This is a genomic window from Pseudomonas pseudonitroreducens (assembly GCF_021603645.1).
GTDB lineage: Bacteria > Pseudomonadota > Gammaproteobacteria > Pseudomonadales > Pseudomonadaceae > Pseudomonas > Pseudomonas pseudonitroreducens.
This window is the reverse complement of sequence record NZ_BQHJ01000013.1, coordinates 159970-179798: the sequence shown is the minus strand read 5'-3', so window position 1 is coordinate 179798 and position 19829 is coordinate 159970. Positions and strand designations below refer to the sequence as shown.

At 64.9% G+C, this 19829-nt stretch carries 23 protein-coding genes; 12 read left to right on the top strand and 11 right to left on the bottom strand.

Annotated elements, in window-relative coordinates:
- The first annotated feature begins 11 nt into the window (after positions 1-11).
- Positions 12-1748 carry a bifunctional isocitrate dehydrogenase kinase/phosphatase gene (gene aceK, locus L6D89_RS27420; protein ID WP_236201751.1) on the top strand — a complete coding sequence of 579 codons (1737 nt, stop codon included), beginning with the start codon at positions 12-14 and terminating at the stop codon, positions 1746-1748.
- Between the two features lie 128 nt (positions 1749-1876).
- On the opposite strand, the gene L6D89_RS27415 is transcribed toward aceK, so the two are convergent.
- The 4 genes from L6D89_RS27415 to L6D89_RS27400 all read right to left on the bottom strand — a co-directional run bounded on the left by L6D89_RS27415 (position 1877) and on the right by L6D89_RS27400 (position 4258).
- Positions 1877-2401, bottom strand: coding sequence for a DUF2937 family protein (locus L6D89_RS27415; RefSeq protein WP_236201750.1), 525 nt, complete (start codon positions 2399-2401; stop codon positions 1877-1879).
- A gap of 98 nt (positions 2402-2499) precedes the next feature.
- Positions 2500-3273, bottom strand: a complete 774-nt coding sequence (locus L6D89_RS27410) for a class II glutamine amidotransferase (RefSeq protein ID WP_236175057.1) — start codon at positions 3271-3273, stop codon at positions 2500-2502.
- A 3-nt stretch (positions 3274-3276) separates the two neighbouring features.
- Positions 3277-3723: an HIT family protein gene (locus L6D89_RS27405; protein WP_236201749.1), complete on the bottom strand. Its 447-nt coding sequence runs from the start codon at positions 3721-3723 to the stop codon at positions 3277-3279.
- Between the two features lie 64 nt (positions 3724-3787).
- Positions 3788-4258 carry an MFS transporter gene (locus tag L6D89_RS27400; protein ID WP_236175059.1) on the bottom strand — a complete coding sequence of 157 codons (471 nt, stop codon included), beginning with the start codon at positions 4256-4258 and terminating at the stop codon, positions 3788-3790.
- Between the two features lie 103 nt (positions 4259-4361).
- On the opposite strand from L6D89_RS27400, the gene L6D89_RS27395 reads away from it, so the two are divergent.
- Complete coding sequence (locus L6D89_RS27395; RefSeq protein WP_236201748.1) at positions 4362-6422, top strand: S9 family peptidase; 2061 nt, start codon at positions 4362-4364, stop codon at positions 6420-6422.
- On the top strand, positions 6422-6769 hold the full coding sequence (locus L6D89_RS27390; protein WP_236201747.1) for a CPCC family cysteine-rich protein: 348 nt from the start codon (positions 6422-6424) through the stop codon (positions 6767-6769). Before L6D89_RS27395 ends, L6D89_RS27390 begins: the two co-directional genes overlap by 1 nt.
- A 1-nt stretch (position 6770) precedes the next feature.
- Here L6D89_RS27390 and L6D89_RS27385 read toward each other — a convergent pair whose 3' ends face one another.
- The gene (locus L6D89_RS27385) at positions 6771-7220 is read right to left on the bottom strand and encodes a YcgN family cysteine cluster protein (protein WP_236175062.1); all 450 of its coding nucleotides are present in this window, start codon (positions 7218-7220) and stop codon (positions 6771-6773) included.
- Positions 7221-7467: 247 nt separating this feature from the next.
- Here L6D89_RS27385 and L6D89_RS27380 point away from each other — a divergent pair, with 247 nt between their 5' ends.
- The gene (locus L6D89_RS27380; protein ID WP_236201746.1) at positions 7468-8061 is read left to right on the top strand and encodes a nitroreductase family protein; all 594 of its coding nucleotides are present in this window, start codon (positions 7468-7470) and stop codon (positions 8059-8061) included.
- A 147-nt stretch (positions 8062-8208) separates the two neighbouring features.
- On the opposite strand, the gene L6D89_RS27375 is transcribed toward L6D89_RS27380, so the two are convergent.
- The 3 genes from L6D89_RS27375 to rnd form a co-directional block, all read right to left on the bottom strand.
- Positions 8209-9141 carry a D-2-hydroxyacid dehydrogenase gene (locus L6D89_RS27375; protein ID WP_236171443.1) on the bottom strand — a complete coding sequence of 311 codons (933 nt, stop codon included), beginning with the start codon at positions 9139-9141 and terminating at the stop codon, positions 8209-8211.
- Between the two features lie 249 nt (positions 9142-9390).
- Positions 9391-9684, bottom strand: coding sequence for a YcgL domain-containing protein (locus L6D89_RS27370; RefSeq protein WP_236171444.1), 294 nt, complete (start codon positions 9682-9684; stop codon positions 9391-9393).
- A gap of 33 nt (positions 9685-9717) precedes the next feature.
- On the bottom strand, positions 9718-10857 hold the full coding sequence (gene rnd, locus L6D89_RS27365) for a ribonuclease D (protein WP_236201745.1): 1140 nt from the start codon (positions 10855-10857) through the stop codon (positions 9718-9720).
- Positions 10858-10990: 133 nt separating this feature from the next.
- Here rnd and L6D89_RS27360 point away from each other — a divergent pair, with 133 nt between their 5' ends.
- Complete coding sequence (locus L6D89_RS27360; RefSeq protein ID WP_236201744.1) at positions 10991-12052, top strand: SMP-30/gluconolactonase/LRE family protein; 1062 nt, start codon at positions 10991-10993, stop codon at positions 12050-12052.
- 22 nt (positions 12053-12074) lie between these two features.
- On the opposite strand, the gene L6D89_RS27355 is transcribed toward L6D89_RS27360, so the two are convergent.
- Positions 12075-12869, bottom strand: coding sequence for a lysophospholipid acyltransferase family protein (locus tag L6D89_RS27355; RefSeq protein WP_236201743.1), 795 nt, complete (start codon positions 12867-12869; stop codon positions 12075-12077).
- Positions 12870-12948: 79 nt separating this feature from the next.
- Here L6D89_RS27355 and L6D89_RS27350 point away from each other — a divergent pair, with 79 nt between their 5' ends.
- The 4 genes from L6D89_RS27350 (at position 12949) to L6D89_RS27335 (ending at position 16697) form a co-directional block, all read left to right on the top strand.
- Positions 12949-13803 carry a sulfurtransferase gene (locus L6D89_RS27350; RefSeq protein WP_236171448.1) on the top strand — a complete coding sequence of 285 codons (855 nt, stop codon included), beginning with the start codon at positions 12949-12951 and terminating at the stop codon, positions 13801-13803.
- A 115-nt stretch (positions 13804-13918) separates the two neighbouring features.
- Positions 13919-14572: a tetratricopeptide repeat protein gene (locus L6D89_RS27345; protein ID WP_236171449.1), complete on the top strand. Its 654-nt coding sequence runs from the start codon at positions 13919-13921 to the stop codon at positions 14570-14572.
- 182 nt (positions 14573-14754) lie between these two features.
- On the top strand, positions 14755-15234 hold the full coding sequence (locus tag L6D89_RS27340) for a hypothetical protein (RefSeq protein ID WP_236171450.1): 480 nt from the start codon (positions 14755-14757) through the stop codon (positions 15232-15234).
- 185 nt (positions 15235-15419) lie between these two features.
- Entirely contained in the window at positions 15420-16697 is a 1278-nt protein-coding gene (locus tag L6D89_RS27335; RefSeq protein WP_236171451.1) for an outer membrane protein transport protein, read from the top strand.
- A gap of 161 nt (positions 16698-16858) precedes the next feature.
- On the opposite strand, the gene L6D89_RS27330 is transcribed toward L6D89_RS27335, so the two are convergent.
- The gene (locus L6D89_RS27330) at positions 16859-17428 is read right to left on the bottom strand and encodes a MarR family winged helix-turn-helix transcriptional regulator (protein ID WP_236201742.1); all 570 of its coding nucleotides are present in this window, start codon (positions 17426-17428) and stop codon (positions 16859-16861) included.
- Between the two features lie 114 nt (positions 17429-17542).
- Between L6D89_RS27330 and L6D89_RS27325 the strand changes: the two genes are divergently transcribed.
- Both L6D89_RS27325 and L6D89_RS27320 read left to right on the top strand, forming a co-directional pair.
- Positions 17543-17767 (top strand): thioredoxin domain-containing protein, encoded by a 225-nt coding sequence (locus L6D89_RS27325; protein ID WP_081520298.1) that lies wholly within the window; start codon positions 17543-17545, stop codon positions 17765-17767.
- Between the two features lie 9 nt (positions 17768-17776).
- Entirely contained in the window at positions 17777-18058 is a 282-nt protein-coding gene (locus L6D89_RS27320) for a Rho-binding antiterminator (protein ID WP_236171454.1), read from the top strand.
- A 15-nt stretch (positions 18059-18073) separates the two neighbouring features.
- Here the strand turns inward: L6D89_RS27320 and L6D89_RS27315 are convergent, their stop codons facing one another.
- Entirely contained in the window at positions 18074-18613 is a 540-nt protein-coding gene (locus L6D89_RS27315; RefSeq protein ID WP_236201741.1) for a DUF2058 domain-containing protein, read from the bottom strand.
- A gap of 161 nt (positions 18614-18774) precedes the next feature.
- Between L6D89_RS27315 and L6D89_RS27310 the strand changes: the two genes are divergently transcribed.
- Entirely contained in the window at positions 18775-19707 is a 933-nt protein-coding gene (locus L6D89_RS27310) for an aspartyl/asparaginyl beta-hydroxylase domain-containing protein (protein WP_236171455.1), read from the top strand.
- The last annotated feature ends 122 nt before the right edge of the window (positions 19708-19829 follow it).

The following is a 19829-nucleotide window of genomic DNA, read 5'->3' as shown; positions in this document are numbered from 1 at the left end:
GAGGCGCTCCCATGGCTCAGCACTGGCCGGCGACCGAGATCGCGACCCTGATCCTCGAAGGCTTCGACGACTACCGCGCGCAGTTCCACCGGATCACCGCCGGCGCGCCCGCACGCTTCGAACAGGCACATTGGCAGGAAGCGCAGCAGGCCTCGGCCGAGCGCATTAACCTGTACGAGGAAAAGGTCGCCGAGACCGTCGAGCGCCTGACCCGCGCCATGGCCGGTATCGACCTGGTGGACGTGGAGCGCTGGCCCATCGCCAAGAGCGCCTACATCACCCTCATAGACCCGCGGCTGGACGACGAGCTGGCGGAGACCTGGTTCAACTCGATCTTCTGCGGCCTGTTCAGCCACGACAACATCAGCGACGGCACGATGTTCGTCCACACCACCCGGCCCGCGCTACGCGCCCACTCGCGCGATCCGCACACGCGCCTCTACCGCCCAGGCGGCAAGCTACGCCAGGCGCTGGAGAACATCTTCGACGACTACCGCTTCGCCGTGGACTACGACGACCGCGAGCGCGACCTGGAGCGCATGGATCACCTGCTGCACGCCAACCTGCCGGACTGGGTGTGCAAGGACCCGACCCTGACCATCGAGCTGATCGGCTCGGTGTTCTACCGCAACAAGGGCGCCTACCTGGTGGGCCGCCTGTTCACCCCCGAGGAGCAATGGCCGCTGGTGTTCCCGCTGGTGCACCACGAAGGGCGCGGCATCCAGTTCGACACGGTGATCACCGACGAGGCCGAGGTCTCGATCATCTTCTCCTTCACCCGCTCCTACTTCATGGTCGACGCGCCGGTGCCGGCGGAGATGGTCGCCTTCCTCAAGCGCCTGCTGCCGGGCAAGCACATCGCCGAGCTGTACACCTCCATCGGCTTCTACAAGCAGGGCAAGAGCGAGTTCTACCGCGCGCTGATCAACCACCTGGCGGCCACCGACGACCGCTTCGTCATGGCCCCGGGCGTGCGCGGCATGGTGATGAGCGTGTTCACCCTGCCCGGCTTCAATACGGTGTTCAAGATCATCAAGGACAACTTCAACCCGGCCAAGACCGTAGACCACGCCACGGTGATCCAGAAGTACCAGTTGGTGAAGAACCACGACCGCGTCGGCCGCCTGGCCGACACCCAGCAGTTCGCCGACTTCCGCTTCCCGGTGAGCAAGTTCGACCCGGACTGCCTGGCCGAGCTGCTGGACGTCGCACCCTCCACGGTGGTGCTGGAAGACGACGTGGTGCTGATCCGCCACTGCTGGACCGAGCGCCGCATGACGCCGCTGAACCTCTACCTCGAGCACGCCACCGAAGCCCAGGTACACGAGGCACTGTATGACTACGGGCTGGCGATCAAGCAACTGGCGGCGGCGAACATCTTCCCCGGCGACATGCTGCTGAAGAACTTCGGCGTCACCCGCCACGGCAGGGTGGTGTTCTACGACTACGACGAGATCAGCTACCTGACCGAAGTGAATTTCCGCCACATCCCGCCGGCGCGCTACGAGGAGGACGAGATGTCATCCGAGCCCTGGTACTCGGTGGGGCCGATGGACGTGTTCCCGGAGGAATTCCCACGCTTCCTGTTCGTCGACCTGAAGCTGCGCCGGCAATTCGCCAAGCTGCACGGCAACCTGTTCGACGCGGATTACTGGAAGGGGCTGCAGGAGCAGATTCGCGCGGGAAAAGTGATCGATGTCTTCCCCTACCGCCGGCATGAGTCGCCAGAAGAAGCACTGGCGCGGTAGCGGACCTCAGGCACCACCTTGCAGGAGCGAGCTTGCTCGCGAACATCGGTGTCCCGCCTGACAGCAGGACGTCAGGTTGACAAGGGTTCGCGAGCAAGCTCGCTCCTACAGAAAAGCCGTCGGCGGTATCAGTTCCAGTGCCGCCGCGAAGCGCGGCGGTTGTCGCCCAGGCCGACCAGCGCCGCCACCGAGGCCATCAGCACCTCGGCAATCCAGGCCAGCAGCAGGCCGCCGGCCAGCGCCCAGCCGATGGCCTCGGGCTCCAGCACCACCTGGTAGCGATAATTGGCATAGGTCTCCTGCAGCAGCTCGTGGTTCGGCGCCGTCACCATGTGCACGGCGCGCTGGTACCAGGTGCCCTGCAGGGCCTGCCATTCGTTCTCGAACAGCTGGGCGCGGCGCATCAGCCGCTCGATATTGTCGGCATCGCGCTGGAAAACCGGGTCCGGGCTGCCGCGATAGTGCGCCACCAGAGCATTCAGGTCGCCTTGGAAGAACTGCCCGGAAGTCCCCTTGAAGCCTTCCAGCGCCTGGGCCGCCTCGATACGGTGGGCATCGACGCGTTGTGCGTAGTCCTTGATGAAGCCCGGCACCTGCACCGCGACCATCAGGCCCAGCGCGAACAGCACCATGCGAATGTAACTGCGCAGCATGTTTCCCCCTTGTTCTTGTGAGCTGCATGCCAGAGGCAAGGCAGCGGCGATTCTCGCCCATCGCGTCCCACCACTTCCGGGACTGCCTCACGTCCCGCTCAGATACGCCCCTGGGTGACGATCTCGCCGCGCCACCAGAGCATCCATTCGCCGCCCTGCATCAGGGTCCAGTTCTCGTTATCGGTCAGCGGCTCGGTCGCGATCACCGTCACCACGTCGTTGGGCGTGGTTTCCGACTGGAAGTCCACGGTCAGGTCGGCATCGCGCAGCCGCGCCGGGCCGAACGGCGCACGGCGGGTGATCCAGGCCAGCTTGGTGCTGCAGAAGGTGAACAGCCAGTCGCCGTCACTGAGCAGGCAGTTGAACACCCCCTTCTCACGATACGACGCGCAAGCGGTGACCAGGGTGGGCAACAGCACTTCCACCGGCACCGGCTCGGGGAAGGCGCGGCGCACACGATTGAGCAGATCGCAGAACGCCGCTTCGCTGTCGGTATCGCCCACGGCGCGATAGAGCCCGGGTTCGGGATGAAAGTCGGCAAGCTGGCCGTTGTGGGCGAATGTCCAGTAGCGCCCGCCCATTTCACGCACGAAGGGGTGGGTGTTGGAGAGGCAGACCTTGCCGACGTTGGCCTGACGGATATGGCCGATGACCGACTCGCTCTTGATCGGGTAGCGCTGCACCAAGCGCGCGACTTCCGAGTCGACGCTCGCAGTCGGATCCTGGAACAGCCGCACTCCGCGTCCTTCATAGAAGGCGATGCCCCAGCCGTCGCGGTGCGGGCCGGTGCCGCCGCCGCGCTGCATCAGCCCGGTGAAGCTGAAGACGATGTCCGTCGGGACGTTGGCGCTCATGCCGAGCAACTCGCACATGAATCAGTTCTCCTCCATCAGTGCCTCGCGCAGCTGATGCAGCTCGCGTTCCAGGCGATTCTGCATCCTTTTCCGCCCCAACGGCAGGAACCGCGTGAGTGCGCGCAGCAGCAGCGCCGGCAAGTCGCTCAACTCGCGCGGGATAAGGTGCAGATGAAAATGTGGGACATGCTGGTTGGCCGCAGGACCATCGTTGACCAGCAGGTTGATGCCGACCCGCCCATAGCCCGCGCGGCGCAACACACGCTGCATGCGCTCGGCCAGCGGGATCAGGTCCTGCTGCGCCGCCTCGGAGAGCTGGTGCAGAAAGGTCGCGTGCTCGCGGGCCACCAGCAGCAGGTGCGCAGGGCGCAGCGGATAGATGTCCAGCAGCACGATGAAATGATCGTCTTCGTAGAGGGTACGGGCCGGCACGCGACCGGCCGCGATGGCACAGAACACGCAGTCCATGGGAACTCCTCGAAAGGCCGTTCAGTTCATGCTGGACGCGTGCAGGGCGGGACGCAAGGCCGGACTACAGGCGCGGTTCGATCCGCGCGCGGTTGTCGTGCCGTTCGCTGGGGTGGGAGTCCACGCCCTCAACCAGTTCAGGCTGCATCAACTGGCGCAGGGTCGGCTCGTCTTCGTCGATCTTCTCCTGGCGGCGCTTCTTCATGGAGCGCTCCAGCGGCCAGCGGATCAGCACGAACAGCAGGTACAGGCCAAACGCCGCGAGCAGTACCAGGGCGAGATCGGAGACGGCGCGCCAGGCGTTGTTGCCTACCTTGAACACCACATCCAGCGCGGTGATCGCGATCGCCGGGGCGTACAGGTTGTTCGCCGGGTCCACTGGGGTCGGGGTGAACAGCAGGACGATGACGATCACCCGCAGGGGTTCGCGCAGCCAGCGCCACATCCAGCCGGTCATCAGGAACCAGACCAGGGTCAGGCCAAGGCCGGCGGCGATATAGGCGCCCCAGGCAAGCGTGTAATCGTGTTCGTTCATGCGCGTACGTACGTGCGGTGTCGACAGAGGGGTGCGTATGATAGCTCCTTTTCCCCGTGGGTGCGCAGCCAGGCGTCATCCATGCCGCCGCCGAGGATTCGCCATGACTGACCGCCAGCCCCCCATCGCCCGCCGCGAGGCCGCCGCCGATCCTTACGCCTGGCTGGAAAACCGCGATGCGGAAGACGTCCTCGAGTACCTGAAAGCAGAAAATGCCTACCTCGAAGATCGGCTTCTTCCTCAGACGAACCTGCGCGAATCGCTGTTCCAGGAGATCAAGAGCCGTATCCGCGAGACCGACCTGTCGCTGCCCACGCCCTGGGGCCCCTGGCTCTATTACCAGCGCACCACGGCTGGCGACGAGTACCCGCGCCACTACCGCAGCCCGCGCCCGGCCGATGGTTCGCTGAGCGTCGACGAGAGCGCCGAGCAGTTGCTGCTGGACCCGAACGCCCTGGCTGGCGACGGTTTCCTGTCGGTCGGTGCCTTCAGCATCAGTCCCGATCATTCGAAGCTGGCCTACAGCCTGGATACCAGTGGCGACGAGATATATACCCTGTACGTGAAGGAACTGGCTGATGGCAGCGTCACCACCCTGCCCTTCGACGATTGCGATGGCAGCCTGACCTGGGCCAACGACAACCGCACGCTGTTCTTCGGCGAGCTGGACGACACCCACCGTCCGCACAAACTCTACCGCCATCGCCTGGGCGAAAGCGGCGCACAGCTGATCTTCGAGGAATCTGACGGACGCTTCTTCCTCAACTGCTACCGCGCCAGCTCCGAGCGCCAACTGGTGCTGCTGCTGAACAGCAAGACCACCAGTGAGGCCTGGGTACTGGACGCCAGCACGCCGGAAGGCGAGTTCGTCTGCCTGGCGCCCCGCGAGGAAGGCCACGAGTACTATCCGGACCACGGTCGTCTTGAGGGTGACTGGGCCTGGCTGATCCGCAGCAACCAGACCGGCATCAACTTCGCCCTCTACCAGGCCAGCGAAGCGCAGCCGATGCGCCCCCATTGGCGCGAGCTGGTGGCGCACCGCGACGACGTGATGCTCGAAGGCCTGACCCTGAGCGCCAGCGCGCTGACCCTGAGCCTGCGCGAAGGCGGCCTGCCGATCGTCGAAGTCCACCCGCACGGCCAACCGGCGCACCGTGTCGACCTGCCGGACGCCGCCTACAACCTCTACGTGCAGGACAGCCTGGAGTTCGACAGCGCGGTGATCCGCCTGCGCTATGAAGCCCTCAACCGTCCGGCGCAGATCCGCCAGCTGGAGCTTTCCAGCGGCGAACAGAAGGTATTGAAGCAGACCCCGGTGGAAGGCCCGTTCGATGCCGACGCCTATGAAAGCCGCCGCCTCTGGGCGGTCGCCCGCGACGGCGTACAGGTGCCGATCAGCCTGGTCGGCCGCCGCGATGTGCTCGAGAGCATCGCTCGTGGCCAGCCGGCGCCACTCTACCTCTACGGCTACGGCGCCTACGGCGAGAGCCTCGACCCCTGGTTCTCTCACGCGCGCCTGAGCCTGCTCGAGCGCGGCTTCGTCTTCGCCATCGCCCATGTGCGCGGCGGCGGCGAACTGGGTGAAGCCTGGTACCGCGCCGGCAAGCTGGAGCACAAGCAGAACACCTTCAGCGACTTCATCGCCTGTGCCGAGCACCTGCTGAGCCACGGCTACAGCACCCCGGCGCAACTGGCCATCAGCGGCGGCAGCGCCGGCGGCCTGCTGATCGGTGCAGTGCTCAACCAGAGCCCGCAGCTGTTCGCCGCCGCCATTGCCGAAGTGCCCTTCGTCGACGTGCTCAACAGCATGCTCAACCCTGACCTGCCACTGACCGTCACCGAGTACGACGAGTGGGGCAATCCGCAGGAGCCTGAGGTCTACGAGCGCATCCGTGCCTACGCGCCCTACGAGAACGTCAGCGCCCAGGACTACCCGGCACTCCTGGTGGTGGCCGGCTACAACGACAGCCGCGTGCAGTACTGGGAAGCCGCCAAGTGGGTGGCCAAGCTGCGCGTCAGCAAGACCGACGAGCGCCTGCTGCTGCTCAAGACCGACCTGGGCGCCGGCCACGGCGGCATGAGCGGCCGCTACCAGGGCCTGAAGGATGTCGCGCTGGAGTACGCCTTCCTGTTCAAGGTACTGGGCATCGAAGGCAACGCCTGATGCTCTACACCTGCCCCTGCTGCGGCTACTTCAGTTTCGGCGACCCTCCGGGGTCGTACGAAACCTGCGAGATCTGCTGTTGGGAAGATGATCACCTGCAGCTGTGCTTCCCCGACGCACGCGGCGGTGCCAACGCCGTGAGCCTGATCGAGGCGCAGGTCAACTTCGTGCAATGGGGCGCCTGCGAACGGCGCTTGCGCACGCAGGTGCGCCCGGCGACCATCGACGACGAGCAAGATGACCGCTGGTTCCCGCTATGGGAAAAGCGCGTGGACCTGCCGGATGGCGAGGCCCCACTGACAGGTGAGGAAGCCTGCTACTGGTTGCGCACGCAGGCGCTGGGCTGACTCAGCCGGCGCGGAAGATCAGGTGCTCTTCCCAATCGTCCTCCGCTACCGAACCCTCGGCGAGCATGCGTCCGGACTGCGAAATGCGCTCGTGGTGCACCGCGTCCGGATCACCGCAGACCAGATGGTGCCACAGCGGCAGGTCCTTGCCTTCGGATACCAGGCGATAGCCGCAGGTTGGCGGCAGCCACCGGAACTCGTCGGCCTGGGCCGGAGTGAGCTGGATGCAGTCGGGTACGCTGGCGCGGCGGTTGGCGTAATCGGTGCAGCGGCAGGTCTTCAGGTCCAGCAGCTTGCAGGCAATGCGCGTGTAGTAGACGGTACCGTCGTCCTCGTCCTCCAGCTTCTGCAGGCAGCACAGGCCGCAGCCATCGCACAGCGACTCCCACTCTTCCTGATCGAGCTGGTCGAGGGTCTTGCGTTTCCAGAAGGGTTCGACTTTGGCGGCCATTTTTTAATCAGGTGCTATTTCACGGGGCGCAAAGTTTAAGCCTCGCGAGCAGTAAGGCCAAGCGCAGGCGACCATTGACCGCGCGGCGCTTGCCAGAGCGCGTCGCGCTGGTTAGTTTGATCGCCCCACGGGCCCGGTCCGCCTGCCTGCTACCAGTGCCGCGAGACCCACCAGCCGCCCGCCCCCACCGCGATGCCCGGCCGACCACGGCACCATCGGCAGATTCCACGCCCTTCAAGGAGCCACCATGAGCGCCAACCCTCGCGTTTCCGAGCACCCCATCGACCCGCAGTTCATCAATCGCTGGTCGCCCCGCGCCTTCAGCGGCGAAGCCATTCCCCAGGAGACTCTGCTGAGCTTCATCGAGGCCGCGCGCTGGGCGCCGTCCTCCTTCAACTCGCAGCCCTGGCGCTTCCTCTTCGCCCTGCGCGACACGCCGAACTGGCAGCGCTACCTGAACCTGCTCGGCGAGTTCAACCGCGGCTGGGCGCAACACGCCTCGGCGCTGGTGGTGGTGCTGTCCAAGACCACCTTCGCTCCGCCCGGCTCCAGCGAAGAGAAGCCTGCCCTGTGGCACAGTTTCGACACGGGTTCGGCGTGGGGCTTCCTCGCTCTGCAGGCGAGCCTGGCGGGCTGGCATACCCATGGCATGGCCGGTTTCGACCGCGAACTGGCGCGCAGCGAGCTGAAGGTCCCGGCGGATCACGAGATCCACGCGGTGATCGCCATCGGCAAACTGGGCGACAAGTCGATCCTCTCCGAGAGCCTGCAGGCCCGCGAAGTACCGAATGCGCGCCGGCCGCTGGCGGAGATCGTCGCCGAGGGCGATTTCTCGCTGTAAGCCCCCGCCCCGGGCTTCCGCACTTGTAGGAGCGAGCTTGCTCGCGAACCGCATAGCTCCGTACCGTGCAGATTCGCGAGCAAGCTCGCTCCTACAGCAGAGCAAAAGAAAAGGCCCCGAAAGGGGCCTTTTTCATGTACGCAACGATCAGTAACCGCGGGAGAAATCCACCTCGCCGCGCATCGCCTGTCCCGCCCAGAAGCGCGTGAGGTTGTCGCGGAACAGGTCGATCAGCAGGCTCGGCAGCGTCGGCGCGGCGGTGTGGCCGGTCAGCAGCAGGCGTGGTGTGTGCCAGAACGGGTGCGAAGTCGGCAGCGGCTCCTGGCGACAGACGTCGATCACCGCGCCGGCCAGCTGGTTGGCTTCCAGCGCCGCGACCAGGTCCTCGTCGACCACCGAAGTGCCGCGCCCGGCATTGAGGAACAATGCGGTGGGCTTCATCCGCTGGAACAACGCGAGGTTGTAGATATCCGCGGTTTCCGGCGTGTCGGGCAGCAGGTTGATCACATAGTCGGCGGTCTCGGCCAGGCGCGGCAGGTCATCCAGCCCGCCCATGCGCCCAAAGGGCACCAGCGCGCGCGGGTTCTTCGCCACGCCGACCAGGTCCACGCCGAAGGGCGCCAGCATGTGTGCCACCGCCTGGCCGATCTCACCGGTGCCGACAATGAGTATCTGCCGACCGCTCAGGCTGCCCGGGGCGCGGTCGTCCCACTGCACGCCGACCTGGCTGGCCAGGCGGCCGAGGAACTGGCGTTCGTGGGCAAGCATGTAGGTGAGCAGGTATTCGGTCATGACCTGGCCGAAGATGCCGACGGCACGGGTCAGGGCGTAATCCTTGGGGAGGTCGTCGGCCAGTAGCGGGGTGATGCCCGCCCAGCTGGACTGGATCCATACCGGATGCACGCCCTGGCGCAGCAGTTGTGCCGCCAGGGTCGGCTCGCCGAGCCACACCGGGCACTCTGCCGCCGCCTCCACCAGGGTGTCGGGGTTGTTGCCGGAGATCACCGTCAAACGGGGTTCGGCCGCCATCAGCAGGGCGGCGTAGAGGGAGTGTTCGCGATCGAGTACGAGCAGGCGCATGGTCAGGCCTTTCGCTTCGAACGGTGGAGCATTTCCGGCTGGCGCATCTGGACTCGCTTCAAGGGAGCTTCCCTGGGATAAACGTGGTCAGTTCTAGGGAAGTCAGGCGGCTATAGACACAGCCAGAGACCAAGCGTTCCGCTCCGTTGAACCCTGTTTCTGAGCGCATAATGCGCTCAAGCCGCGAACTTGCACAGTGCCAGCACTGAGCGAGTTCGCGGCTTGACGGGGAAGATCAGGAAGTCAGGATCAGACCGGATCGTTCCGCCGCAGCAATTCTTCCGGCAGGTGCTGGATGTACTCCTCCTCCGCCGGCGGCATCTGCAGGTGAAAACCTTGTTTCTCGATGTTTTCCAGCACTACGTTGATGTCCTCGCGAGCCAACTGGCGCTCGGGGCTCAGGACCAGGTCGAAGGCGTGCTGTGGCGCGCCGAACGCGGCCAGCAGCGCCTCGGGCACGCGGCTGAGGGCTTCACGCTTGTCGACGTACAGGTACATCTCGTTCTTGCGCGGACTCTTGTAGATGGAGCAGATGCGTTTCATATCGGTTCTTTCTGCGTGATGGTGTGAGCCGCGTTATTCGGCAGTGGGGGCAGCCAGGCTGTCCAGCAGGGCCTGCCCCATCAGCTCGCGACGCCAGCCTTGCAGCGAATCGGGCAACTGGTAGGGGCCGTTCGGCCAGCCGGTCTTGAGCAGGGCTTCGAGAATCTTCTTGCGCAACATCAGTTCGGGCGCCATCTCCAGGCGCTCGGCCTGCTTCTGGCCGACTTCGCGCAGCTTCTTCAATACCGGGGTGATCTCGCGCGGCAGCGGCTCGGGCAGGGTCTGCGGGCGATCGGCCTCGGGCAGCTTCGCCGCATGGGCGATCAAGGCGATCAGGGTGTCGCCGTCCTGGCGCACGGTACGCGGGTGCATGTCGTCGATGCGTGCCAGTGCAACCTTGTCGCCAGGCTGGAAGCGCGACAGCGGCCACAGGGTGTGCTCGCGCAGCACATGGTTGCGCGGCTTGTTGCGCAACCGCGCCTGCTCCTCGCGCCAGACACACAGTTCGCGCAGCACGGCCAGCTGCTGGGGATTGAGCTTCCAGGCCAGCTTGACGTCGAGGTAAGCCTGCTGCGGATCGCTGACACGGCTCTGGTTCTGGGTCAGGTCGGCACCATCGGCCAGCAGCCACTGCAACTTCTCGTCGCTCAGGCGCGGCGCCAGCTTCACATAGACCTCGGCCAGGTGCTGCACATCCTCGGCGGCGTAGCGCACCTGCATGTCGGTCAGCGGGCGCTGCAACCAGTCGGAGCGGGTTTCGTCCTTGGGCAGGTCGAGGCCGAGGATTTCCAGCACCAGCTTGGAGTAACCCATGGAGTGCGGCATGCCGAGGTAGGCGGCGGCCAGTTGGGTGTCGAACAGCGGCTGCGGCAGGCTGCCGGTCAGACGCTGGAAGACTTCCAGGTCCTCGCCGCAGGCATGGAACACCTTGACCACCACCGGCGACTCCAGCACGGCAGCGAACGGCGACCAGTCACGGATCAGCAGCGGGTCGATCAGCCACACCCCGCTGCCGTCGCCAACCTGCACCAGCCCGGCTTCCGGGTAGAAGGTATCGACACGCATGAACTCGGTATCGAGCGCGAGGTACGGCAGTTCTTTCCAGTCCTGGCACTTGTGCTCCAGGGTGGCATCGTCGCGAATCCACTGAATGTCGAGGACGGTCACGAACATCTCCTTCGTTTCGGTGCGCGCATTATATAGAGATGCATGATGTGCGAGCATTCCACTCGGTCATCGGTCTGTGACGATCGGCCAGCGGTCTCTACGCTTTGCCCCGCCCACAACAACAATAAGGCAGCTTTCCATGAAGAAGCTTCTCGGGTTGATCGTCCTGCTGGTCGCCGCCCTTGCCGTTTACCTGGCCTTCACGCCCAGCCCCATCGATCCGCTGGCCTGGACGCCTCCCAAGGCGCCGCCGATGACCGGCGTGATGGAACCCAACGACACGCTGATGAAGGCCGAACTCCTCGCCCAGGGCCAGATCGTCGGCCCGGAAGACACCGCGGTGGACAGCCAGGGGCGGGTATTCGCCGGGCTGGATGACGGGCGCATCGTGCGCATCGGCGCCGACGGCAAGGCCGAAACCTTTGTCGAAACCGGCGGCCGCCCGCTGGGCCTGGCGTTCGACAAGAGCGGCAAGCTGATCGTTGCCGATGCCTGGAAAGGCCTGCTGGAGGTCGATCCGCAAGGCAAGATCCGCGTGCTGAGCGATTCGGCCGACGGTATTCCGTTCGCCTTCACCGACGACCTGGACATCGCCAGCGATGGCCGCATCTATTTCAGCGACGCCTCCAGCCGCTTCCACCAGCCCGACTATATTCTCGACCTGCTCGAAGCCCGCCCCCACGGCCGCCTGCTGCGCTACGACCCGACCACCGGCAAGACCGAGACGCTGCTCAAGGACCTGTACTTCGCCAATGGCGTGGCGCTGTCGCAGCACGAGGACTTCGTACTGGTCAACGAAACCTACCGCTACCGCATCACCCGTTACTGGCTCAAGGGCGAGAAGGCCGGGCAGCACGAGGTGTTCATCGACAACCTGCCGGGCCTGCCGGACAACCTCGCCAGCGACCGCAGCGGCACCTTCTGGGTGGCCCTGCCCTCGCCGCGCAAGGCCGACGCCGACATGATCCAGCAACTGCCCTGGCTGAAACGCCAACTGACCAAGCTGCCGCGCGCGGTCCTGCCCAAGCCGGTGCCCTATGGCCTGGTGATCCAGGTTAACGAGCAAGGCGAGATCGTGCGCAGCCTGCACGACACCAGCGGCCAGCACCTGCGCATGGTGACTTCAGCCAAGCCGGTGAACGGCGTGCTCTACCTGGGCAGCCTGGAGAACGATCGCATCGGCCGCCTGCCCATCCACTGAGGGCAGCAGCCCGATTGACGCCTCAAGCCGGCGCCTGCTCCTCCAGGGCCGGCGCCGACACGGGGTGCGCGGAAGGCTCCAGCAGCTCCAACATGCGCCCGCGTACCTCGCTCATCAGCGCATCGACGCCGCGCTCGGTGAAGTCGGTGGAATCGATCGGCGCGCCGACATGCACTTCCACCGGCATCCCGAGATTCAGCTTGAGGCCGCCGGCCGGCAGCAGTTGCTGGATGCCGCGAATCGCCACCGGAACAATGATCGCGTCGGTCTGCTGGGCCAGGCGGAAGCAGCCCTTCTTGAACGGCTGCAGCCTGCCATCCCTGGAGCGCGTGCCCTCGGGCGCAGCCCAGAGCACGATGCCGCTCTCCATCATCTGCCGCGCCCTGGCCAGGTCGGCCATGGCCTGGTGGCGGTTGTGCCGGTCGATGGATGGGAACTCCGCCGCGCGCATGGCCGCGCCCCACACCGGCACGGCGAACAGCTCGCGCTTGGCGAGCATGCGGATCGAGCCGGGCATGGTCACGAAAATCGCCGGAATATCGTAGAAGCTGGAATGGGTGCAGAGGATCATGTAGCGGCGGCCATCGCCGAAGTCCGGTACCTCGCCATGGCGGCTCAGGCGCGCACCGGTCAGGCGCAGCAGGCTGCCGGACCAGTCGCGGGTGAAGCCGTCGACCTTGGCGCGGCGCAGCCGGCCGATGGCGCCCAGCACCAGGACCCGGACGCTGTAGCCCAGGGTGATCAGAACGGTCGCCAGCCCCACCAGGGCGACGCGCAGCGGGCCCGCCTTGCGCGGTGCCGATTGCCGGTTGTGCATGTTCGCCAACTCCCCCCAACTTTTCATCGTACAAGCCTTATGATGCGCCTCAGCCCCGTCACGACACAGGAACGCGCCCATGACTCAAGCCCGCCTGCTCACGCCCGAGCAACTGGCCGCCCGCCTCGATGACCCGAATCTCGTCCTGCTCGACTGCCGCTTCGCCCTCGAAGACCCCGCCTACGGCGCGCGCAGCTATCAGGAGAACCACATCCCCGGCGCACACTTCGCCGACCTCAACCGGGATCTCTCCGCTCCGGTGATTCCCGGGGTCACCGGCCGTCATCCGCTGCCCGACCCGCAGCACCTGCTGGAACATCTGCGCGCCTGGGGGCTGAACGCCGACAGCGAAGTAGTGCTGTATGACGACGGTCCCGGCGCCTTCGCCGCCCGCGCCTGGTGGCTGCTGCTCTGGCTGGGCAAGAGCGAGGGTGTGTACCTGCTCGACGGCGGTCTGACCGCCTGGCGCAACGCCGGCCTGCGCCTGACCACCGCCGAAACGCCGCTGCGCCCCGGCGACTTCAAGGGCGAGCCGGACAACAGCCTGCTGATCAGCGCCAGCGAACTGGCCAGCAAGCTCGGCAACGCCGAACTGCCGCTGATCGACGCCCGCGGACTGCCGCGCTTCCGTGGCGAGGTCGAACCCATCGATCCGGTCGCCGGGCATATCCCCGGCGCCCAGTGCGCGGCCTTCACCGACAACCTCGGCAACGACGGCCGCTTCTTGCGCCCCGAGCACCTGCACCAGCGCTTCGCCGGCCTGCTGCGCGGACGTCCGGCCGAGGACCTGGTGGCCTACTGCGGCTCCGGCGTCACCGCCTGCCACAACCTGTTCGCCCTGAGCCTGGCGGGCTATCCCATGGGCCGCCTGTACGCCGGGTCCTGGAGCGAATGGATCACCGATACCCGCCGCCCGGTGGCCAAGGGCGACTGATCTCCCCGCTCTGGCGGAAAAAACGGAAGGCGCTTCACACCAGCGCCTTCCGTTCCTATGGATAGGTGTCAGGGCATCGGTCAGACTCGTGCCCAGTCTTCAAAGGAGTGATCCCATGCCGTCGTGCATCCGCCAAACCCTGCTCGCCAGCCTGCTGCTCGGCCTGTGCAGCGCCGCCCCGGCCTACGCCGCCTCGCTGGAAGCGACGCCCTGCGAAATCCAGGACCAATGGTCCGACCTCTATGGCGAGGACCTGGTGAAAGCCGCCAAGGCCGGCCACGCCAGCGCCCAGTACACACTCGGCCTGGAGTATGACTCCGGCAGCGACGAGTACGACCAGGACTACGAGAAAGCCGCCTACTGGTACGAGAAAGCTGCCAAACAAGGGCATGCCTGCGCGCAGTACAACCTCGGCAACGCCTACGACAACGGTGACGGCGTGGAGCAGGACTCGGCCAAGGCGGTGTACTGGTACCAGAAGGCCGTCGACCAGGGCGACAAGGATGCCCAGTTCAACCTCGCGATCATGTACGAGAACGGCACCGGCGTGACCCGCAGCTACAAGAAGGCCTTCGCCCTTTATCTGCTGTCGGCCAAGCAGGGCGACGTGGATGCCGAGTTCCAGGTCGCGGAGAGCTATGCCAAGGGCCGCGGCGTGGCGAAAAACCCGGCACAGGCCCGTGCCTGGTACCAGAAGGCGGCGGACCAGGGCCATGAAGAGGCGGAGGAAAAGCTCTCTGCGATGCCGGAGTTACCACCGAGCATCTAATCGCCAGGAGGAATATGAAGGAAAGCCGCGCCGACGAAACGATTTAAAAACAGTCCTTTACATCATCTTCATCGCACTACACTTCAACTCGAGCGGCTAAGTCCGCTTCCGGCGGGGCCGAGGATAATCATCAGAAGCTGCCAAGACGCCCAGCCCCGCCGGTCATTAATGACGAGGATGTCATGGGAATCGCCGCGAACGATCTTTGCCAGTACGTGATCCGCCCCACCCTGCAGTATCTGGGGCGTCACAGTGTCGCGGCCGAATCGCTGCTGCTGGGGGCAGCAGCCTGTCAGTCGGCGCTGGGGAGCGCCCTCGATGACAGCCATGGCCACGGGCTGTATCGCATTGGTGAACAGCGGCACCAGACGCTCTGGGACGGATTCCTGGCGCTGGACCCGGAGCTGGCCAGCCGCGTGCGAGGGCTGGCCAGCCAGCATGCCTTCCTCGATGCACCGCACTTGGAACTGACGGTCAACCTGCGCTACAGCACGGCCATCGCCTGGATGCTGGTGGAGGCTGAGCATCTACCAGTGCCGCTGACCGACGACCCCATGGAACTGGCCCGTGTCTGGCGCCGGGTTTTCCATCCTCACGGGCGCCTCCACGACTTTGTCGACGCCTGGCACAGCTACGTCGGCAATTTCAGCCGGGTCGCCTGAAAATTCCTCGTATCGATAGTGACCAATCGGTCAGAAAATATTTACATACAGCGACGAACGGACATCAATCAGTTGGAACGCTCGTTTGAGCCCCGAAGCCCAAGGTAGAGCGCCTGCCGACCACTACCCAAGACCCGGGAATCTTGGTAGCTTGCGCGCCGATAAACACAGGAGTTGCTCTTACAATGAAAACAACATGGCTCAAGACCACACTAGCCCTGACCATTAGCGCCGCCTCTGCCCAAGTCCTCGCCAACGGCATCGCGATCAACGAACAAAGCGCCAGTGGCGCCGGCACCGCCTACGCGGGCCGAGCCTCCTCCGCACTGGACGCCAGCACCATCTACGGCAACCCTGCCGGCATGTCCAAGCTCAAGCGCACCGAGATCAGCGGCGGCCTGGCCGTGGTCTCGGCCAAGGACGACATCAGCAGCGCGCACAGCTCGGCCACCGGCTCCAACAAGGGCGACTCCGTACCGCTGGCTGCCGTACCGTTCGGCTACATCGCCACTCCGCTGGATGACAAGGTCAGCGTCGGCCTGGGCATCTACGTGCCCTACGGCATCATCAACGACTACGAAGGCAGCTTCCAGGGCCGTTCCCACGGTTCCTACAGCAAGGTCCAGGTGATCACCGTCCAGCCGACCATCAGCTACAAGTTCAACGACGTGGTTGCCGTCGGCTTCGGCCCGACCATCAACCGCATCGACGGCAAGCTGGAGAACGACCTGGCCACCAAGGGCCTGTTCGGCGCGCCGAACGACACCGAAATCAGCATCAAGGGTGACGACACCGCTGCTGGCTTCAACGTCGGCATCCTGGTGACCCCGACCGAAAGCACCTCCCTCGGCGCGACCTACCACTCCAAGGTCAAGTACGAGCTCAAGGGCCACACCACCGTTTCCAACTCCCCGATGGGTCTGTTCGACTCGCGCATGGATGCCAGCCTGGACATCACCCTGCCCGAGTCCCTCGACCTGTCCGTCACCCAGAAACTGGATGACCGCTGGACCGTCTACGGTGGCACCACCTGGACGCGCTGGAGCCGTCTGAAGTCCATCGAAGTGCAGAACACCGGCGCCCCGCTGGCCGCCTTCGACACCATCGGTGAGGACCTGAGCTGGCACGACACCTGGTCCGCCGCGATCGGTACCTCCTACCAGGTCAACGACCAGTGGGTCCTGCGTACCGGCTTCGCCTACGATCCGTCGCCGACCACCAACGAGCACCGTACCGTGCGTATCCCGGTGGGCGATCGCAAGATCTTCACCCTGGGTGCCGGCTACTCGCCCAACGCCGACATGACCTTCGACGTCGCCTACGCCTACCTGTGGGAATCCACTGCCGGCGTGAACCAGCCCGATGGTCAGGAACTGGCAGGCCTGCAACTGCAGCCGGCCTACAGCGCCAAGTACGACAACAGCGCCCACGGCCTGACCGCGCAGATGACCTATCGCTTCTGATAGCGCCACTGCGTAACGGAAAAGCCGGGCTGATGCCCGGCTTTTTCATTTCCGACGCGCCCCCTGTAGGAGCGAGCTTGCTCGCAAACAGGTTTCCCGCACGACTTCGGCGTCAATCGGTTCGCGAGCAAGCTCGCTCCTACAAAGACGGACGTTTCGGCTCAGGCCGCTTCCTCAGGTGCGGTGTGCTCGCGGCAGATCAGCTCGCCTTCGCGCGCTTCCAGCCGTTCTCCCGTCAGCCCGCAAAGCGCGCCGTCATCCAGCTTCTGGTGGAAACGACAGGTGCGGCACAGGCCGAAGCCCGGCACGTTCTCCTGACGCTGCACGGTTGCCAGGAGCTCCCGCAGCAGTTCGACCAGCAACTCGCCACGCTCTCCCAGCGACTCTTCGGCGCGGCGCAGGAACGCCGGCGGCACCAGTGCATCGAGCAGTCCCCTGCCCTCCCGAGTCAGCTCCAGGTGCACGCTGCGGCGATCCTGCGCATCCGGGCGTTTCGCGATCAGCCCCTTGGCTTCCAGCGCCTTGAGCGACTGCGAGACCGTGCCCTTGGTCAGCCCAAGAAAGTCCGTCACCCCCAGCGGCGTATTCGAATAGCGGTTGCAGCGCGCCAGGTAGTTCAGCGCGCTCAGCTGGATCGGCTGCAGATCGGCCATCAGCGGCTGCTCGCGCGCCCAGGCGCGCATCAGGCTGGCGATGCGTTCCAGGTAGTCGTAAAGGGTCGTATCGGGCATGGGCTAATCCTCTCGATAGATAGTATCGATCAAAAACCAGTTTGACAGAAGATTCTTTTACACCGCAGACTGTAATGGTATCGAATCGATACTTAATTGATCAGGAGAAGGATCATGAGCAAAGCCGTTTACTACCATGCTGGTTGCCCTGTCTGTGTCGAAGCCGAACGAGCACTGTTGCCATTGCTGAACCGCGAAGTCGAAGTCGTGCACCTGGGCGAGCAGTCGCCGCGCGTGGCCGAGGCCGAGGCAGCCGGGGTGAAATCAGTGCCTGCGCTGGTGGTCGATGGGCAGGTGCTGCACCTGAACTTCGGCGCCTCCCTGGCCGACCTCAAGTAAGGCCGGGGCATGAGCGACTACCAGCCATTGCACTGCGATCTCCATGACTATCTGGAGATCGCCTGCCTTTACCGCTACTGGCTGCGTATCGAGTTGCGTGATGGCCTGGTGTTCGATGCCCAGGCCTTCACCACGCAAACGCGAAGAAACGCGTGCGGAGTTCTGGAGGAGTTTCTGGAGGTGCGGGTGGACGGTGCCAGCCGGGAGCTCCGGCTGGACCGTCTGCGCGCCATTACGCCGTTGTCGGCGCAGGCGCGGTTTGCAAGGGTGGAGCTGGATGCGCCCGGCTGAGCGAGCGCAACGACGTCACCACATGAGGTCGTCGGGCACCACGTAATCCTTGTACGGATCGTTCTCGTCCGGCTCGCCACTGGGCTCGCTGAGGACGATGATGCGGCGCTCGTCGCGCTCCTGGATGCGCAGCGCGGCATCGCGCGGCACGATCTCGTAGCGCCCGTCATAGCTGACGATTGCCAGGCTGCCATGGCTGAGCTTGTCGCGGATCAGATCGTTGACCGCAATACGCTTGACCTTCTTGTTGTCGACGAAGTTGTAGTAGTCGTCCGACTCCAGCTTCGGCAGGCGCGTGCCCTCGATCAATTGCTTGATCTGTGCGGCCTTGGCCTTCTTTTCGGATTTTTCCTGCTGCTGGCGATTCAGCTCGGCGTCACGGGCCTGCTTCTCGGCCTGGGCCTGCAAGGCTGCCTGGCGCTGGCTGTCGTCCTTGGCTACCTGGTTCTTGTGCTCCAGGCGCTGCTGCTTCTGTTTCTGCTTGCCGGCCTGCTTGGCCTGCTTCTCGTTGACCAGCCCGGCTTTCAGCAACTGATCACGCAATGACATGCTCATGAATCAAGGCTCTCCAACAGCCCAATCGATGCCGGACAAATCCCAGACCAACGCATAGGTGCTGCGGGACTGTCCTCAGGGGGTATAATCCTCGGGCCTGTGCCGGCGCAGCGCAAGTGCCTGGCTCGAATTCACTCAACTGGAGCGGACTCGTTACCTCCATGCTGAAGCTCATCGTTCTCGCGATACTGGCCATTTTCCTCATCGCCATCCTCTACGTGCACCTGCGCGGCAAGGTGCGTCTACCCTTCCTCCGCCAGGTGGTGAACCACTCGGCCTGGTTCGCCCCGTACAACTCATTGATGTACCTGAACTCCAGCGTGCCGTCCAAGCCGTACCTGGACCGCGAGCGCTTCCCCGAACTCGACAAGCTGCGCGACAACTGGCAGATGATCCGCGAGGAAGCCGAAAAGCTGTTCGACGAGGGCTATATCCGCGACGCCCTGAACAACAACGAGGCCGGCTTCGGCTCCTTCTTCAAGAAGGGCTGGACGCGCTTCTACCTGACCTGGTACGACGGCCCCCTGCCCTCGGCGCAACAGCTGTGCCCGAAGACCGTGGAGCTGGTGAGCAGCATTCCCAACGTCAAGGGTGCGATGTTCACCCGCCTGCCGCCGCGCAGCCACCTGAACAAGCACCGCGACCCCTACGGCGGCTCGCTGCGCTACCACCTGGGGCTGGCGACGCCGAACTCCGATGACTGCCGCATTTTCGTCGACGGCCAGCCCTACGCCTGGCGCGACGGCCAGGACGTAATGTTCGACGAGACCTTCGTCCACTGGGTGAAGAACGAAACCGACGAGTCGCGGCTGATCCTCTTCTGCGATATCGAGCGCCCACTCAAGTCGCCGCTGCTGACCCGCATCAACCGTCGCGTCAGTGCCTTCCTCGGCCGCGCCACGGCGCCGCAGAATGTCGAGGGCGAGCGCGTCGGCGGGATCAACCAGGCCTATTCGGTGCTGATCCGCTTCGGCAACGCCGTGGGTAGCAAGGTGAAGGTGTTCAAGCGCGCCTATCCCAAGGCCTACCGCATCGGCCGGCCAGTGTTGGCGGTGGTGCTGCTGGTGCTGATTCTGCGCTGGCTGTTCGGCTGACGAGCAGGCACGACGCGCCGACGGCATCCTGTAGGAGCGAGCTTACTCGCGAACAGATTTTCCGGCGGCGTCGGGCCGTCAAGCGGTTCGCGAGCAAGAACTGGGCGTCCCCCTCGCTCCTA